We start from the raw sequence: 16,662 nt of genomic DNA, 5'->3' as shown, positions 1-16,662 counted from the left end.
ATCCATTTGAAAGGTCTAAGATCATGAGCAAGAAAATTACTATCGCGTTCGGCATCGATGTCGACGCAGTCGGCGGCTGGTTGGGATCCTATGGCGGTGAGGACTCCCCTGGTGACATCTCTCGCGGTGTCTTCGCTGGTGAAGTAGGAATCCCACGCTTGGTCAAGCTGATGAAGAAGTATGACCTTCCAGCAACGTTCTTCTGGCCAGGACATTCCATTGAGACTTTCCCCGAGCAGTTTGACCTCACGGTCAATGAGGGATTTGAAATTGGCGTGCACGGGTACTCGCATGAAAACCCACTGGCAATGACTCGCGAGCAAGAGGCAGACATCCTTGACTACTGCATTGACTTGATCACCAACCGCACAGGTTCCCGCCCAACTGGTTATGTTGCGCCGTGGTGGGAGTTCTCCCACGTCACCAACGAGCTGCTCATTGAGCGCGGCATCAAGTACGACCACTCGTTGATGCACCGCGACCACGAGCCATACTACGTTCGCGTTGGAGACTCTTGGACCAAGATTGACTACGACAAGCCGGCATCCGAGTGGATGAAGCCACTTGTTCGCGGTGAAGAAACCGACCTGGTGGAGATTCCTGCCAGCTGGTACCTGGACGACCTTCCACCAATGATGTTCATCAAGTCTTCTCCTAACAGCCACGGCTTTGTCAGCCCACGCGATATTGAAGATCTCTGGCGCGACCAGTTTGACTGGGTATACCGCGAGTATGACAACGCGATCTTCCCAATCACCTTGCACCCAGACGTTTCCGGTCGCCCGCAGGTTCTTCTCATGCTTGAGCGTCTCATTGAGCATTTCAAGTCCCACGATGGCGTGGAGTTTGCAACTTTCAACCAGATTGCAGATGACTTCCTTGCGGCGAATCCTCGCGACAAGAAGTAGAAAGAAAGAATAAGGAAGTAAGAAGCGCATTAGGAGGTTTGTGTCATGTGTGGTGCCTGCGGAATTAAACCCGACTGGGCTGGCCCGATAGTTGCCGGACCGTTGCGTCGCCGCGATATTGCGCGGTGTCTCAACGAGTTGGTCTCATCCATCAAGGTCTCTGAGATTCCACGAGGCTGGATGGTGAAGAAACCCACTGGCGCAAGCACCCCGGCACAAACCTTCGACGAGCTCATCCAAGCAGTAAGCCCCCGCGCCCGTCACCACAACTGGGATGAGTTGGAACAAGCACTGCTAGATATCTCTGCCCCGCAGCGTATCGATGACAACGACGCCCCCTGGCCAACCACAGGCAACGAGGACTCCACCGATACTGAAGCACTCGAAGTACTTGGCCAAGTGCAGCATCTACCAGCACACATGAAGCTTGCCGCGTTCGCCTTCGGCGCCCACACATGCACATTTGAGGGCACGGTCAGCGCCACATTCGGCGACGATCGAGAGCTACAGGCGCATCCGGGGCACCTCAGTCATCGCTAGTTGCTTGCCGATGTTTCCCCTGCGCTAAATTTCTTCCCGGCGCGAGCGTTTAGTAGATTCGCGAATCACAATTTCTGGTTGAAAACTGACATGCCGGTGAAGGTGCTTCTCATTGGAGATCTCATCTTCTAAGAGCTCTAGCGCTGTTTCCCCGAGCATGCGCGAGGGCTGCCTGATTGAAGAAATCTGCACAATAGCTGATGAAACAAACGGAATATCGTCGTAACCAATCAACGTAATATCTTCAGGCACATTTATTTGATGGTTGAAAGCGAACGCTTGCAGCACGCCGATAGCGAGAAGGTCATTGGCTGCGAATACAGCTTCCGGCCGTTGTTGCCTTGGCATCGCAACAATTTCTTCACCGATTCTTCTGCCCTCCAAGATGGACAGAGTTTCTGTATCAAAGACCATCAGAGTTGCACTCTCGACGGCATCAACTGCACGCTGGGCGCCGTTAAGACGGTCCGTAATCTGGTGAAGACGCATCGGACCGCCAACAAACGCGATTTTTCGTGAACCATCCGACAGCAAATGATCCACCGCAATGTGCCCGCCTTCGAGATCATCAACAGCCAGCGAACAAAACTTCGCTGCAGGCGCGTGCTCATCGATCAAAACAACAGGCGTTCCACGCTCGCGTAATTTCTCCAGCTTCGCCCGCTCCTCAGTCTGCGGAGTTATGAGAACTCCGCGGACTCGCTGTTCCTCAAAGAGCTCCAAATAAACATCTTCTCTAGCGGCAGATTCAGCCGCATTACCGATGATGACAGCTTGCCCAATTGTTTCGGCAATGGTCTCAGCTCCAAGAGCTATCTCGTTGTAATACGGGTTAGAGGTATCACGGACAATAAGTCCGACTGTTCGTGACAATCCCGCTTTGAGCTGGCGAGCTACGTCATTACGGACATAGCCCAACTCTTCAATAGCTTCTATAACCCGTAGTCGCTTGTCTTCGGATACAACCTCGGGGCGATTAAGAACATTAGAAACCGTGCCGATGGATACGGAAGCCTTTGCTGCAACACTCTTGATACTGACGGGAGGTTTCTGCGGGCTCAATGCTGTATTCTCCGATCTTCCTCCTGAACAATGAGTTTTCATCTTATCGAACCAGTTACTGCGATGTCAGCTAAGAAGCCCTCGATTGCGGCTCTTTTGCAGTGCTATGCAATAGGGTACTTTTGTGGGCTGGTTGTGGTACGTATTTTTTGGGTTTTACCGTATTGGATACGACCGTGCGCATTTCATCGAGTCCGCCTAAAATCTCCCCGACAGCACGGAGTTGAACCAGCATGTTGCCCATTGCGGTAGCTTCTACCGGCCCGGCGAATACAGTCTTGCCTGTGCGGTTAGCTGTGAGCTGGCACAGCAGTTCATTCTGCGAGCCGCCACCAACAATATGGATAGTTCGGACTTCTACACCCGTTAGACTCTCAGCTTGCTCAAGCGCATTCTTATAAGCTTCTGCAAGTGACTCCAAAATAGAACGCACTAGCTCAGGACGCGACGACGGCGGTCTCAAGCCTCGTTCTTCGAACCATTTGCAGATTCGAGTTGGAATATCACCAGGTTCGGCAAAACGCGGATCCATAACGTCAAAGATCGCAATGTCTGTGTCCATTGCTGCTGACGCTCTCAAGAGCTTTTCTAGACCAGCCTCGCCGGATTCTTTCCAGGTACGCATGGACTCCGATAGCAACCACATGCCGGAGACATTCTTCAGAAACCGTGTCGTGCCATCGACGCCGCGCTCATTGGTAAAGTTGGCTTCGTAGCTTGCCCTGCTCAAAACTGGTGAGTCCAATTCAATTCCTACCAACGACCAAGTTCCGGATGAGATAAACGCTGCCCCGCTATCAGTTGCAGGCATCGCGACTACCGCTGATGCAGTGTCGTGTGAACCAACTGAGATCACGGGGATATTCGGGGAGGCCCCTAACTCGGTGGCAACTTCGGGAATAAGATTTCCAACAAGGTGACCGGATTCAACCACTGGAGGAAAAAGGTTGGAAGGAATATCAAGTAGTTCCATCAATTCTGTATCCCACGTGCCAGTTCGGGCATCAAGCAGTCCCGTCGTGGAAGCATTGGTGGATTCTGCAACCTGCTTCCCGGTAAGCCAATAGTTAAACAGGTCGGGAATCATTAAGATGCGCTCGGCAAAATCTAGGACTCCTTCATCGCGTTCATCAACCAGTTGAAACAAGGTGTTGAAGTCCAGATGTTGCAGACCATTGCGCTCATACAACTTCTCTGAAGAGACCACTCGATGGACGATCCCAACCGCATTTGTGGAGCGCGCATCCCGATAGTGATAAGGAATCCCCAACATCCGGCTCTTCCGAAGTAGCGCATAGTCAACAGCCCAGGAATCAACGCCAATTGAAGCAATGCCTTGGTTTTGTGAAAAGCCAGATATTAGTCCCTCCTTCGCGCGTTGAAACAGCTCAGCTATATTCCAGTGCAGTGCTTGCCGGTCACCTTCATGTATTTGAAGGGGTTGGTTAGGGAAACGAGCAACATGGTTCATCCTCAACTTCCCGTTTTCAAGTCCGCCAAGAATGACACGACCGCTGGTCGCACCTAAATCGATGGCTGCGACTATTGCCGACATAATTCCTCCTCAAAGCCTTCTATAATTTTTCTATCTACGTGCTTATCGCAAGAATGCGGCAGCAACGCCGGCATCAACGGGAATATGCAGACCAGTGGTATGTGACAGATCTCCTGCAGTTAACGCGAAAACCGCATTCGCAACATTTTCAGGCAATACCTCACGCTTGAGAATCGTGCGCTGGGCATAGAACTGGCCAAGTTCTTCTTCGGGAACACCGTATACAGCAGCTCGTTTAGCACCCCATCCGCCCGCAAAGATTCCGGACCCTCGAACCACACCATCTGGGTTGATTCCATTGACTCGGATCTGATGTTCTCCCAGTTCTGCAGCAAGTAGCCGCACTTGGTGCGCCTGGTCTGCCTTGGTAGCCGAATAAGCAATATTGTTCGGTCCAGCAAAAACCGAGTTCTTCGAAGAGATGTAAACGATGTCGCCGCCCATATCCTGATCAATCAAGACAGATGCTGCAGTCTTGGACACTAAAAAGGAGCCTTTAGCCATCACATCATGCTGCAAGTCCCAGTCTGCAACAGTTGTTTCCAACAGTGGTTTAGATAGGGAAAGCCCTGCATTGTTGACGATCAGGTCAACACCACCGAATGCTAAGACGGCTGCGCGTATTGCCTGTTTAACAGCCATTTCATCAGCAACATTTGCCTCAACCCCGACCGCCACATCGGTGCTACCGATCTCAGCAGCGGCTTCACGCGCCTTTTGTCCATCAAGATCTGCGATAACAACGCATGCGCCTTCATCGGCAAGCCGGTGCGCGATCGCTTTACCTATTCCCGATGCACCGCCCGTCACAAATGCAATCCTCGTTGCCAAAGGCTTCGGTTTTGGCATTCGTGCAAGCTTGGCTTCTTCCAAAGCCCAGTACTCGATGCGGAACTTTTCGGATTCCTCAATGGGGCTATAGGTAGAAATCCCTTCAGCACCACGCATGACGTTGATAGCGTTGAGATAGAACTCTCCGGCGACACGTGCGGTCTGCTTATTCTTACCGTAGGAGAACATTCCGACGCCCGGTACCAGCACAATTGCTGGGTCAGCCCCGCGAATTGCTGGGGATTCTGCGTCCGCGTGACGGTCGTAATAGCTTTGGTAGTCCTTGCGGTATTCCTCATGGAGCGATTTCAATCGGTCGGCACATTCTTCCACTGAGGTGGATGCAGGAAGGTCCAAAACCAATGGTTTTACCTTTGTACGCAAGAAATGGTCCGGGCAAGAAGTGCCCAGCGCTGCAAGACGAGGATGCTCACTGCCTTGGAGGAACTCTAGAACTCGCTCATCATCCGTGAAATGTCCAACCTGCGGTGCGTCCGTGGATGCAAGACCTCGAATCAACGGTGCAAGGGCAGCTGCTTTTTCACGACGTTGCTTAGGATTCAAAGCTTCGTAGCCTTCGATGGCAGCACCAAACGCTTCCGTCTTTGAGTTCTCCGCGATGTACTTCTCAGCAGTATCAATGATGTACTTTGAGTTCTTTTCCGCCTCATCCGAGGTCTCACCCCAGGCGGTAATTCCGTGTCCTCCCAGGATGCAACCAAGGGCTTGCGGATTCTGCGTTTTTACTTCAGAGATATCGAGGCCAAGCTGGAAACCGGGCCTGCGCCAAGGAATCCACACCACCTTGTCTCCAAAGATTTTTGCAGTTAGATCTTCTCCATCGGCTGCAGTTGCAAGAGCAATTCCCGAATCGGGATGCAGATGGTCTACGTGTGCGGAATCTACAAGTCCGTGCATTGCCGTATCAATGGATGGAGCAGCCTGGCCTTTACCAAACAAACAATGGTCAAATGCGGCAACCATTTCGTCTTCGCGTTCTTCACCTGGGTAGACATCGACAAGCTTTTGCAATCGATCGAGCCTTAGTACCGCTAAGCCATCCTCGCGCAGGGTCCCCAGATCACCGCCCGAACCCTTGACCCATAAAAGATCGATGGCCTCCCCAGTAACTGGATCTTTCTCTTTCCCCTTCGCAGAGGTATTTCCACCAGCATAATTGGTGTTCTTTGGATCTGAACCGAGCCGATTTGAACGAGCAATCAAATCAGTAACTACAGAGTTGTGCTTGGTATCCATGTACTTTTCTACTTTCTCTTAGAATTTTGCGAGGAAATTTTTCGCACTACGATGCCCAGGAAGCCTGGGTTCCGCCAACGCGCTCATTAGAAATTCGTTCCGCATATCCGGAATCGTGGAATGCTGCCATCGGATCAGCCGGAAGATTGCGGCTTTCACGCCATGCTGCGAGGTCAGCTCGCACATCCGTGTAAAAGGCATCCATCAAAATGTCATTTGCTCCAAGCACGTCCCCGGCTATCTGTGCTTTTTCCAGCGCGTCACGGTCAATCAGCAATGCGCGCGCTGTCATTTCCTGAACATTCAGCACCGAGCGAATTTGTCCAGGAATCTTTTCCTCAATGTTGTGGCACTGATCCAGCATGAAGGTCACACCAGTGTCAGCCTCCAGTCCACCGCCACGGATTACTTCGACCAAGATGCGGAAGAGTTGGAATGGGTCAGCTGCGCCGACGATAAGGTCATCATCGGCATAGTTACGAGAGTTGAAATCAAAAGATCCGAGTTTGCTCAGACGAAGTAGCTGCATAACAATAAATTCGATATTGGTACCTGGTGCGTGGTGCCCAGTGTCTAAACAGACCTTCGCCTTGTCTCCCAACGCTGCAACCTGAGCATAGGACGTTCCCCAGTCAGGTACATCAGTGTGATAGAACGCTGGTTCAAAGAATTTGTACTCCAGCACCATTCGCTGGTCATCACCCAAATTCTCATAAATCTTCGACAGTGAGTCCGCCAGTCGGTCTTGACGTCCCCGCATGTCCTGCTGACCCGCATAGTTAGTTCCATCGGCCAGCCAAATCTTCAGATCCTGTGAACCGGTTTGATGCATGACCTCAATGCATTCCAAGTGGTGATCAATCGCTTGTTGGCGCACCTTATCGTCCGCATGCGTCAGCGAACCAAACTTGTAGTCTTCATCTTGGAAAGTGTTGGAATTGATTGTTCCCAATCCCACTCCATGCTCTTCAGCGAAATCTCGAAGCTTGGAGAAATCATCGACCCGGTCCCATGGGATGTGCAATGAAACCCGAGGAGCGAGGCCAGTCAAACGGTGAACCATCGCAGCATCCTGAATCTTCTCCTCCACTGTCCGCGGCGTACCAGGGGTTGAAAAGACTTTGAATCGAGTACCAGAGTTTCCAAAAGCCCACGATGGAAGCTCGATTTCTTGCGCAGCCAGCTGTTCGGAAATGTCATTGAATGTCGGCATGAAATGGTTGCCTTTCTGATTGAAATCACGAGATCTGAACTAAACGCTCAAGAGTTCTTCGGGAACCGAAAATCACATTTTGAATCGTTTCAACACACAATAGAGCGTGCTTCACGTCACGTCAAGCAGATTTCGAGAATTGACTCAAATGGGCCATTGGTCGAAATGTGCACGCAATCCAGATTTTGACGCCAACCGCCATGAGCCCGAAGAGAAATTCACGTCAGGCGTAGGATTGACATTCGTGGATTTTTCGAGAAATTTCCCCCAAACTATTGAAACGCTTCAAAAACTGTGTAGCATGTGACGAAAGTGCTGAGACTGCAATCACAACTAGTTCACATTCCAGACCGCCTCTCATCTTCCTGTAGCCAAGGCTCAGTAAGACAAGGCTCAGTCGTGATTGAACCGCCGTGAAGTTTCGTACTTTAAGCTTCCACAACTAAATCTGCCGGTAAAAGCTTTTTATCTACCTGCGGTTTTCCTACAGCAAAGGAGTGTCAGACTTGCCGAACTCAACCCCTAACAGCTTCACCCACCTAGTTGAATCTGCACACAGCGAGCAAAACTCACGTCAGTGTTTTCAACTCCACGTCAAACCTGAATGCATCGATGAGTACGTGCGAGCTCACCAGAATGTATGGCCAGAGATGCTAAACGCTTTAACAGAATGCGGCTGGCGCAACTACTCACTATTTTTAAGGGAAGAAGACGGCTTAGTCATTGGGTACTTCGAAGCTGACGATGTGGAAGAAGCGCGTCGACTGATGGGCCAACACCCGGTCAACGCCAAATGGCAGAAAGAAATGGCGCAATACTTCGTGCCTGGTTCCCCAGAAACACCACTTCCCCAGTATTTCCGCTTGACCTAATCACACGTCTTTGAACTGAAAGGTTCGTCATGAGTAAACAAAATTACAGTGGGTGGAAGGCGACAATCGCCGTTTCAATGTCCAATTACATTGAAGCAGGTTCCATCATCGCGCTGGCTACCAGTCTGACCATGTGGCAGCACTACTTTGGTTTCAGCAATCTCTTCGTAGGTTTTCTTGCCGCCGTCAGCGCGAATGCTTTCGGTGCAGCAGTCGGCGCAATGATCGGCGGGCCTTTAGGCGACCGTTACGGTCGAAAGTTTATTTACACCTATGACCTGATCCTTTACATGATCGGTACCCTTCTGGTCGTCTTTGCTGTGGCCCCGTGGATGCTGGTTCTGGGCGTTATCCTTACGGGTATCGCTGTTGGTGCCGGTGTTCCAGTTGCCTGGACGTACATCGCAGAAGAAGCACCAGCACACGACCGCGCACGCCATGTGGGTTCTGCACAGTTAGCATGGTCCTTAGGGCCAGCTTTAGTATTCCTCTTTGCAACTTTCTTGGTCCCGCTAGGGCTAATGGGATCCAGGATTGTCTTCGCGCATCTCTTTGTAGTTGCTTTTGTTACCTGGTGGATACGTCGTGGACTGTCTGAATCCGAGTCGTGGAAGCGTCACAATGCTGACCGTAAGAAAGAAGAAGCCCAAGGAATTAAGCGTCGCAACTACAAAGAACTGCTTACAGATAAGCGCAATATCAAAGCACTTCTCTTCCTTACAGGTGTCTACGGACTTTGGAACCTTGTCGCTGGCCAAATGGGGATTTTCATGCCTCGCGTCTATGAGACAGCCGGAGTCGAATCAGGTTCTCACCAGAACTTGCTACAAGTCTTGCTGTGGACACTCACCGTCTTTGCCACCTACTTCGGTTTTATGAAGTACGGCGACCGTATGAATCGACGCACTTTATACGCCATAGGTGCAGTTCTCGGAATTGCTGCATGGGTACTTCTCGTGTTCGTACACATCACCATGCCAATGTTAATTCTTTTTGCCGTCCTATGGGGTGTTTCTGCTGGTATCGGCGCCCAGGCCTTTTACGCACTATGGGCAGCAGAAATGTTCCCGACTCGCTACCGTGCGAGTGCCCAAGGAGTCCTTTTCTTTACTGCACGTATTATCGTTGGACTCCTCAGCTACTGGTTCCCTACTCTATTGGCAGAACGTGGGGTTCCGTTCGTCGGGATGATCATGATTGGCGCACTGGTTATTGCACTTGTTGTCGGTTTCCTTGGAGCACCTGACACTCGCGGAAAGACTCTGGAGGAAATTGAGGAAGAACGCTACGGACCTACCCAGCCATCCACTGGTGACCGCCTTTCGTCCATTTCCGACTCAGAACCTATTCTGACAAATCCACCAACCTCGAATCCATTATCTTGAGCCAGCTCAAATTACTTGCGTTAATCTAAGTGGATAACAGGCAAGGCGTTCATTCCCAATCGCTCTCCCCTAATTCCCCAGTTCATCTCAAGGGTTTGAGGTGAACTGGGATTTTCAAGGTTTTCCGTTGGCTGAGTTTTCAATGCTTAAGGGGGGGGTAGTTTCGCGCGGGTAACCGGGTTATAAAAGTAGCCAAAGTCCGGTAAAGAACACCACTTGGCGATAAAGTGGCTTCTCATGAGTTCTCGCCAGTCTGCCCGTGTTTTTATGGGAGTTACGCTCCTGCTTTTCACCGCAGGATGGGCGGCCAACCACTTTGCTTCAGCGCTTGTCATCATTCGTGACCAACAAGGAGTTTCAAGCCTTCTGGTCAATGCCGCGTTCGGGATCTATGCAATTGGCATGCTGCCTTGTTTGCTTCTAGGCGGCGTTTTTGCAGATCGCTTTGGACCACGTTTCATTGTCCTTACCGGCGGTATTATTTCTGCGCTGGGAAATCTCCTCATGCTCTTTATGCACGAGGGTGGCTGGTTGTTAGCAGGACGCTTCATCGTTGGCATCGGAGTGGGACTCGTTGTCAGTGCCGGCACTGCCTGGGCCGGGCATATACGTGGGGCCAGTGGAGTAACTCTAGCCGGAATCATTTTGACGCTTGGCTTCGCGGTTGGTCCGATCGCCACAAGTCTCATTGGTGCTTCTACAGAAAACATTGCGCTTATTTTCGCCGTCAGCGTGGCGTTCTCCGCTATCGCTGTCGTGGCCGGTCTTGTTCTTGGCGATGCACCCCGCGTCCCTATCCATGGATCTTCCGGAAGCAGCCCTGCCCAAGACCGTAGTTTGGGCAAGGCATTAGCAGTGTCTTTGCCCATGGCGCTGTGGGTCTTTAGCTGTATTACGACATCCGTTGTTATTTTGTCGGCTCGCGCAGCTGGACATATCGATATCCCGATTCTGTTGCCAGCGCTATCGTCAGGACTAGCCTTCGGTTCCGGCCTAGTAATGCAATATTTGGGCCGCAAGTTCTCGTGGGGCCGCAAGTCAGGGACCGCAGGTGCTATTTCCGCTGCCTTGGGTTTTGCTGTGGCGGCCTTCGGCGGCAACGATTTAACTGTTACACAATTTATCCTGGCAGCGCTGCTGCTCGGCTCCGCATATGGGCTGTGCCTGCGTGAAGGTTTGGTAGGCGTTAACACCTATGTTCCGCTTGCTAAACACGGCACAGGCATCGGTATCTACTATGTCTTTACCTACTTTGGCTTTGCCTTCCCCTTCATCTTTGAGCTCCTAAACCCACTGGTAGGCGTCAGCGCGCCACTGGTCTTCATCGCGTTATTAGCGGTGGCTTCTGCGGCTCTACGCGCGGTACAAATCCGGCGCGGGTACTTGGTCTAGGCGAAAGGCCAGCATTAGTGGGTTCTTACTAATACGGGTCGGCTGAGAGGTTCTTCCACATGTGCCGGATGAAGTATCCGCGATCAGCTAGCCATGTCCACACCATCACAGCGAGCGCGACCCCTAGGCCACAAAGTGTATAAACCTGGCTGGTAGAAACCGTACCGAGCGCAATATCGCGCATGGCAAAGCCGGTGAGGAAGAAAAATGCCGTGCCCACAACCGGCAGCAGGCCACCGATGAGGTTAGGCCGCCAGGCGCTAAAGAACATTCCGCCTGCAAGCCCTAAACGCAGCGCTGCGGCTTCAATGAGATGCTCTGCTTCGACTGGGTTGGAGTCAGGGTTTAGCATTGCTCCGCCTTCTGCCACACCAGTAAAAGGCCCAGAGGCAATAATGAGCGTAACTGCCCAAATGACAAAAGTGATGGCAAGAACTACCAGGGCGACACGTGCACCGGCCAGGCTCGCCAAACGTCCACCAGATACTCGGCGCCATTCTGGTTCCACCTGTGCCAGGATATTCTCAGCTAGTTCCTGCGATGGTTCCATCGGCGTTTGGGGTGCCAGCGCGAAAGTTAGTTTTGCCGCGCGCTCCTGAAAGGCTTTGCATTTCTCGCAGTGCGCAATGTGGGTATCAATGACATCGTCTTCAAGGTCATAGTCCTCGCCGTCCATGCGAGCTGAGAGCGCTTCTTGGACCTGGTCATGATTCAACACGGCTTAACACCCCATCTAAACTTGCGCGACCAGATCCAAATACCACAACCATCAATAATGCCACGCATAGTACCGCCGCGTACTCAAACCCGCCCTGTTCAATAAAGAGGCCGTTTTTAAAGTGCACGAAGTAAATGGACAAAGCACTTAATAAAGCAAGCATTCCTGCAGCGAAAGTCGCTAACAGGCCAATGACCAGCATGGTGCCTGCAGCGAGCTCACCCACTGCTACTACCCACGCAAATATTTGGGGTTGCGGAATCCCCCAGGCAGAAAATTGTCCGATGGTGTCATCCATACCTGGAAAGAAGAATTTATCAATCCCGTGTGCGATAAACACCAAGCCGAGTACCACGCGGAAAATCAGCAGCGCGCCGTCGCGGACAATTGGTGAGTTCATGGCTAACAGATTACCCGGTTAACCACTGGGCAACGAATACGCGGGGTGTGAGATTTCTAAGGTCCGTGTCCTGGGAACCTCTAGTTAGAGCTACCCGTCTAAAAATGCATGACTTCTTTTAATGATGATTCCTATCCAGAATGGGCGCAAGCCTCTTCCCTTACCCGCGAGTACTACGAATGTGAATGGGGCCAGAAATTATGTGAGGAACACGAGCTCTACGAACTTATCGCTCTATTAGGTTTTCAGGCCGGTCTCAATTGGTCAATGGTATTAAACAAACGCGCGCGCCTGCGCGAGGTATTCCACAATTTTGCCCCGGACGCTGTCGCACAATTTGATCATGACGACATCGAGGGCATGCTGCACGACAAGACTCTTATCCGCAATAGAAGAAAGCTTAGCGCTGCAGTACACAATGCTAAGGCCATAGTGAAATTGCGCGAACACGGTGGAATTTCTGCCTTGGTGTGGGCGCATGAGCCAGACAATCCCACCCAGTGTGAGACCGCAACTGAACTTATTGAACAAACACCTGAGATCACTGAGCTAGCTCGAGAACTTAAAGCTCATGACTTCACCATGGTTGGGCCCCGGATGGTTGCCGCACTAGCTCAAGCTATAGGCATGGTGCCCGCAGTTAAACGGCGCTCAAATGCTGCCTAGGTCTGCTATCTGGCAGCGTAGGAGAATCCGGAGACAATAGAAAAAGCGCGTGCTTGCCCACTTCAAAGTTGTGGGCAAGCACGCGCTAGATATTTAAACTACAGGGTCTTAGCCGACGCGACGTGCAGCTAGATCATCGCGGCGAATACGACGTGGCGCTGGACGCTGTGGAATTTCTTCGACTTCTTCGTGCATCTCAGGAAGGTGGTCCCAGTCTGGGCTCGAGTCATCAATTTCCACGATGACAGCGCCTGGGCGTCGGAGGTAGCGCGGGATGGCTAGTTCTTCGTCTTGTGCCGAGCGCACGCCCAAACGAGCACGACGTAGCTGCGAAATACGGCGGGCGCGCAGTTGCTGTTCCTGACGGACCTGAGTGCGCAAAGCAACCAGGTAAGCAATGGTGAGACCCCCGGCAATAGCGGCGGTCCACCACAGCCATCCGCCGAAGATAATTCCCAGCGCGACAGTCAGTACGACCACGACGGCAAGCCCCATCAGGGTGCGCTGGCGACGCTGATAACGCGTTGCTTTATTTTCCGCATCTGCTTGTGGATCCCAGCCGCCACGGCCAACGCGTGACTGTGCGAATTCTAATTCCTCTTCAGACAGTTCCGTATCGGAGTCCGCGCCAACGATATCTTCTTCGAATTCCTGGTTGACTTCGTAGTGTGTGACATCCTCTGCGACCGCTCCTTCGTTCGCATCAGCCGCCACGCCATCTTCGAGGTCTTCGTCAGTGTTGTGCTCAGCAGCGCTCGTCAGTTCGGTATCTGCCATAGCGTCAGCGTCGGCATCAGCGTTGGCCTCGGTGTCAGGATCAACAGCGCCTGGGTACATCATGTCAACGGCAGAAACGTAGGTTTCATCCATCTCATATGCATCATCAGCTAGTTCATATGCTGCAGGAGCGGTAAAGACAGTGCTCTCGGAAGCAGATACTTCAGCATCAAGCGAAGCCTTTGGTGATTCCTTGCGAGGTTCATCCTCTAACAAGATGTCATCATCCTCATCGAGGCCGTCTTCGAGGGCATCCAGATCTTCATCGCTGAGCTCTACGGTAACTGGGCGCGCTGCTGATTGTGCAGGTGCTGTCGGCTGTGGTTGTTCAACCTCGGCGTCAACCACATCTACGTCAACAATATCGTCATCGGCAGCGCTGTCAGTGTCGCTAGATTCTACAGAGTCGGTGGCGTTCTTCGAATCAGCGGCCTCTACTTCGTAGACGATTTCGCCTTCGATGGTCTCAGCAGCTTCTGCAGTCTCCGCGTTGGTATCAACTTCCGACTGAGCCTCGGCATTGTCATATTCGCTCTTGATGCGCGCGGCAGCAGCGGCAACGGTCTGCTTTTCAGCCTCGTTAGCCTCAACATTATCGGCAGTCTCCTCGGCAGCTGCGTCCTGCGCGGCATCGACGTCGGCTTCAGCTTCCGCGTCGGCGTCTTTGCGAGCCTTGATGCGCGCAGCTTTAGCAGACAGCTTCGGGCCGCGTTGTGGTTCCAGGGCGCCGGAGTCGCCTTCAAAAAGCACGCGGGTGTCGTCAAAGGCCTCACCAGTACGGCTCATGGGTTTTTGACCGCGCAACAAAATCGGCGCCAAAATCAAAAGCCACAGCACGATGATAAGAACAATCGCTAATCCTGGAGACACGAGCCTCGGCCACCTTCCGCTCTTAGGCTTTATGAATAGACAGTAAATCTCAATCTAGATTACGTGCGAAGCCAACCCGTGGTTTCCTGCCACGCCGCGCAAAGTGCGCGCAGGCATCAATTGCCAGAGAATTCTCAGACCACGCGCTGCTATGTCGGGAACGTGGTCTTTAAAACAAAAGAGAACCTAACGGATTAAGGGCGTTTGGTGCGGGCAAGATATCCCAGCACGCGGCCAGAGGCGCACAAGCGATCAATAGCGGTGGTGGAATATTCCTCACGGGTTAGGGCCACAAAGTGGTGATCCCGCCACGCGCCATCGATGTGTAAGTTGCGGCGTAAATAGCCTTCTTCCCGGAAGCCATTAGCCATCAGCACTTTGCCGGAAGCGGGGTTTTCCGGCATATACGTTGCGGTAATCCGGTGCAGTCCGATGCGACGAAACGCATGATCGACGCCCAAGCCGCAAGCCGCGGTGGCGACGCCGGCGCCGGTGTACTTGGAATACACCCAGTAGCCGATCCAGCAATCGCTAATTCCGCCGTGCTGGATATTGCCTAAGGTCAATTGCCCGGCAAATTGGCCATTGACCTCAATGACCATGGGCACAAGCAATCCGCTGCGGGCGCTCGATCCGAGGTAGTGGAAGTGGCTGCGCCAGCTAGATTCCGAATGCGCATCTTTCCACGAACCCACCGCGGTCGGTTCCACAGGTCGTAAGAACTTCTCATCCGCGATCCTCTGCGTACGCCACGCACCTTTATCGGTGGAGACTAATGGACGCAGGCGCACGCGCAGCTCGCGGGGAAATTTCTTGGACTCCGGAAGCAGCACCATAGGCGTTACTTCCGGCCAACCAGGATGATAAGGATGACGTTCCGAGGCATCGGCCGGGCTAAGCCGCGCTAAGCGCCAGCCAAAGGGATTAAACACTTCGGATAAAACCTGCTTAGCTTCGCTGGGACAAGAAGATGACGTCTACAACATCACCGGGACGAATCGAGGTGACATCTTCTGGAATCCGTACCATGGCATTGGCTTCAGCCAGACCTGCCAAAAGGTGCGCTGGTGCACCGGTTGCACCGGATAGTCCTTCGACCAAGTAATCAGAAGTTTCAGCATCACGCATCAAGCGTGCACGGATAAACCCGCGACGGCCCGGGCGTGATTCAATGTGGTTGAGCGCGCGAGCACGTACCACGCGACGATTAGCCACGCGTTTGCCCAAGCTTAAGCGAATCAATGGGCGCACAAAGGTTTCAAAAACCACGAGTGCTGCGACCGGATTAGATGGCAGCAAAAACGTTGGGGTGCGGTTTTCACCCAGCAGACCAAAGCCCTGCACTGAGCCAGGGTGCATAGCAACACGGGAGGTATCGACATCGCCAAGCTGCTCTAGCACCCCGCGGATGACCTCCGCGCCAGCACCACCCACGGCGCCGGAGATAACTAGTACCTCTGAACGCGAAAGATGCGTTTCTAAAGTCTCTTTGATCCGGCGTGGTTCGCCTTGGGCAATGCCCACGCGCTGTACATCCGCGCCGGCTTCTTTGGCAGCAGCCGCCAAAGAATAGGAGTTCACATCAAAGACTTGGCCCAATCCAGGCTCGCGGTCGACATCGACAAGCTCACGGCCAAAAGACAAAACTGTTACGCGTGGACGCGGATAGACCAAGACTTTGGAACGGCCGACAGCAGCCAACAAGCCAATCTGGGCAGGGCCTAAAACGGTGCCGGAAGTAACGGCAACATCACCGGGTTGGATATCGTCACCAACACGGCGCACAAAATCCCCGGAGCGTACCGGACGATGCGCGGTAACCCGCTTGCGCCCGCGATCTGTCCATTCCAGGGGCAACACGGCATCAGCCAAAGTCGGCAACGGCGCACCCGTGTAAACGCGCACGGCTTGACGCGGCTGCAGACGCAGCGGCTGGCGTGAACCTGCTGGCACTTCGCCTACAACGGGAAGAGACCGTTCAACTTCCACGCCCTCTTGTTCAGGTTGAGCACCAATCGCCTTTTCGCCACCGACATCAACCGCACGCACGGCATAGCCATCGATGACTGCCTGCGGAAAGCCCGGCAGGGGCTGATTGGCTTGCACTTCCTCAGCGCACATCAGCCCCAAGGCATGAGCAATCGCTGTACGGACCGGTTCCGGCTTCACAGCCGCATCCATTACCAATGCCAGCTGTTGCTCCACTGATCGCATAA

15 protein-coding genes are annotated in these 16,662 nt (G+C 52.8%); 6 read left to right on the top strand and 9 right to left on the bottom strand.

What is annotated here, in order from left to right; genetic code table 11:
• Positions 1-23 precede the first annotated feature (23 nt).
• A complete protein-coding gene (locus C5Y44_RS03605) occupies positions 24-908 on the top strand; it encodes a polysaccharide deacetylase (RefSeq protein ID WP_105323714.1) in 885 nt (294 codons plus the stop codon).
• A 45-nt stretch (positions 909-953) separates the two neighbouring features.
• On the top strand, positions 954-1,448 hold the full coding sequence (locus C5Y44_RS03600) for a hypothetical protein (protein ID WP_105323713.1): 495 nt from the start codon (positions 954-956) through the stop codon (positions 1,446-1,448).
• A gap of 24 nt (positions 1,449-1,472) precedes the next feature.
• Here C5Y44_RS03600 and C5Y44_RS03595 read toward each other — a convergent pair whose 3' ends face one another.
• The 4 genes from C5Y44_RS03595 to rhaI form a co-directional block, all read right to left on the bottom strand.
• The gene (locus tag C5Y44_RS03595; RefSeq protein WP_233189812.1) at positions 1,473-2,510 is read right to left on the bottom strand and encodes a LacI family DNA-binding transcriptional regulator; all 1,038 of its coding nucleotides are present in this window, start codon (positions 2,508-2,510) and stop codon (positions 1,473-1,475) included.
• Between the two features lie 70 nt (positions 2,511-2,580).
• Positions 2,581-4,065 (bottom strand): rhamnulokinase family protein, encoded by a 1,485-nt coding sequence (locus tag C5Y44_RS03590; protein ID WP_105323711.1) that lies wholly within the window; start codon positions 4,063-4,065, stop codon positions 2,581-2,583.
• Between the two features lie 42 nt (positions 4,066-4,107).
• Positions 4,108-6,153, bottom strand: coding sequence for a bifunctional aldolase/short-chain dehydrogenase (locus C5Y44_RS03585; protein ID WP_105323710.1), 2,046 nt, complete (start codon positions 6,151-6,153; stop codon positions 4,108-4,110).
• 46 nt (positions 6,154-6,199) lie between these two features.
• Entirely contained in the window at positions 6,200-7,366 is a 1,167-nt protein-coding gene (gene rhaI / locus C5Y44_RS03580; protein ID WP_105323709.1) for an L-rhamnose isomerase, read from the bottom strand.
• A 506-nt stretch (positions 7,367-7,872) separates the two neighbouring features.
• Between rhaI and C5Y44_RS03575 the strand changes: the two genes are divergently transcribed.
• The 3 genes from C5Y44_RS03575 (at position 7,873) to C5Y44_RS03565 (ending at position 11,015) form a co-directional block, all read left to right on the top strand.
• Complete coding sequence (locus C5Y44_RS03575) at positions 7,873-8,238, top strand: L-rhamnose mutarotase (RefSeq protein WP_105323708.1); 366 nt, start codon at positions 7,873-7,875, stop codon at positions 8,236-8,238.
• A gap of 29 nt (positions 8,239-8,267) precedes the next feature.
• Complete coding sequence (locus C5Y44_RS03570; RefSeq protein ID WP_105323707.1) at positions 8,268-9,623, top strand: MFS transporter; 1,356 nt, start codon at positions 8,268-8,270, stop codon at positions 9,621-9,623.
• A gap of 237 nt (positions 9,624-9,860) precedes the next feature.
• Positions 9,861-11,015 (top strand): MFS transporter, encoded by a 1,155-nt coding sequence (locus C5Y44_RS03565; RefSeq protein WP_105323706.1) that lies wholly within the window; start codon positions 9,861-9,863, stop codon positions 11,013-11,015.
• Between the two features lie 28 nt (positions 11,016-11,043).
• On the opposite strand, the gene C5Y44_RS03560 is transcribed toward C5Y44_RS03565, so the two are convergent.
• Entirely contained in the window at positions 11,044-11,733 is a 690-nt protein-coding gene (locus C5Y44_RS03560; RefSeq protein ID WP_105323705.1) for a zf-HC2 domain-containing protein, read from the bottom strand.
• Positions 11,720-12,133: a DoxX family protein gene (locus C5Y44_RS03555; protein ID WP_105323704.1), complete on the bottom strand. Its 414-nt coding sequence runs from the start codon at positions 12,131-12,133 to the stop codon at positions 11,720-11,722. The genes C5Y44_RS03560 and C5Y44_RS03555 overlap by 14 nt, the downstream gene beginning before the upstream one ends.
• A gap of 108 nt (positions 12,134-12,241) precedes the next feature.
• Between C5Y44_RS03555 and C5Y44_RS03550 the strand changes: the two genes are divergently transcribed.
• Positions 12,242-12,799 carry a DNA-3-methyladenine glycosylase I gene (locus C5Y44_RS03550; protein WP_105323703.1) on the top strand — a complete coding sequence of 186 codons (558 nt, stop codon included), beginning with the start codon at positions 12,242-12,244 and terminating at the stop codon, positions 12,797-12,799.
• Positions 12,800-12,907: 108 nt separating this feature from the next.
• On the opposite strand, the gene glpR is transcribed toward C5Y44_RS03550, so the two are convergent.
• From glpR to glp, 3 genes are all read right to left on the bottom strand, one after another.
• Complete coding sequence (gene glpR, locus C5Y44_RS03545) at positions 12,908-14,446, bottom strand: gephyrin-like molybdotransferase receptor GlpR (RefSeq protein ID WP_199185975.1); 1,539 nt, start codon at positions 14,444-14,446, stop codon at positions 12,908-12,910.
• 194 nt (positions 14,447-14,640) lie between these two features.
• Positions 14,641-15,378, bottom strand: coding sequence for a GNAT family N-acetyltransferase (locus C5Y44_RS03540; protein WP_105323702.1), 738 nt, complete (start codon positions 15,376-15,378; stop codon positions 14,641-14,643).
• 16 nt (positions 15,379-15,394) lie between these two features.
• The gene (gene glp, locus C5Y44_RS03535; RefSeq protein WP_066795358.1) at positions 15,395-16,660 is read right to left on the bottom strand and encodes a gephyrin-like molybdotransferase Glp; all 1,266 of its coding nucleotides are present in this window, start codon (positions 16,658-16,660) and stop codon (positions 15,395-15,397) included.
• Positions 16,661-16,662 lie beyond the last annotated feature (2 nt).

The organism is Corynebacterium sp. J010B-136 (assembly GCF_002967075.1).
GTDB lineage: Bacteria > Actinomycetota > Actinomycetes > Mycobacteriales > Mycobacteriaceae > Corynebacterium.
This window is presented reverse-complemented; position numbering and strand designations above follow the sequence as displayed.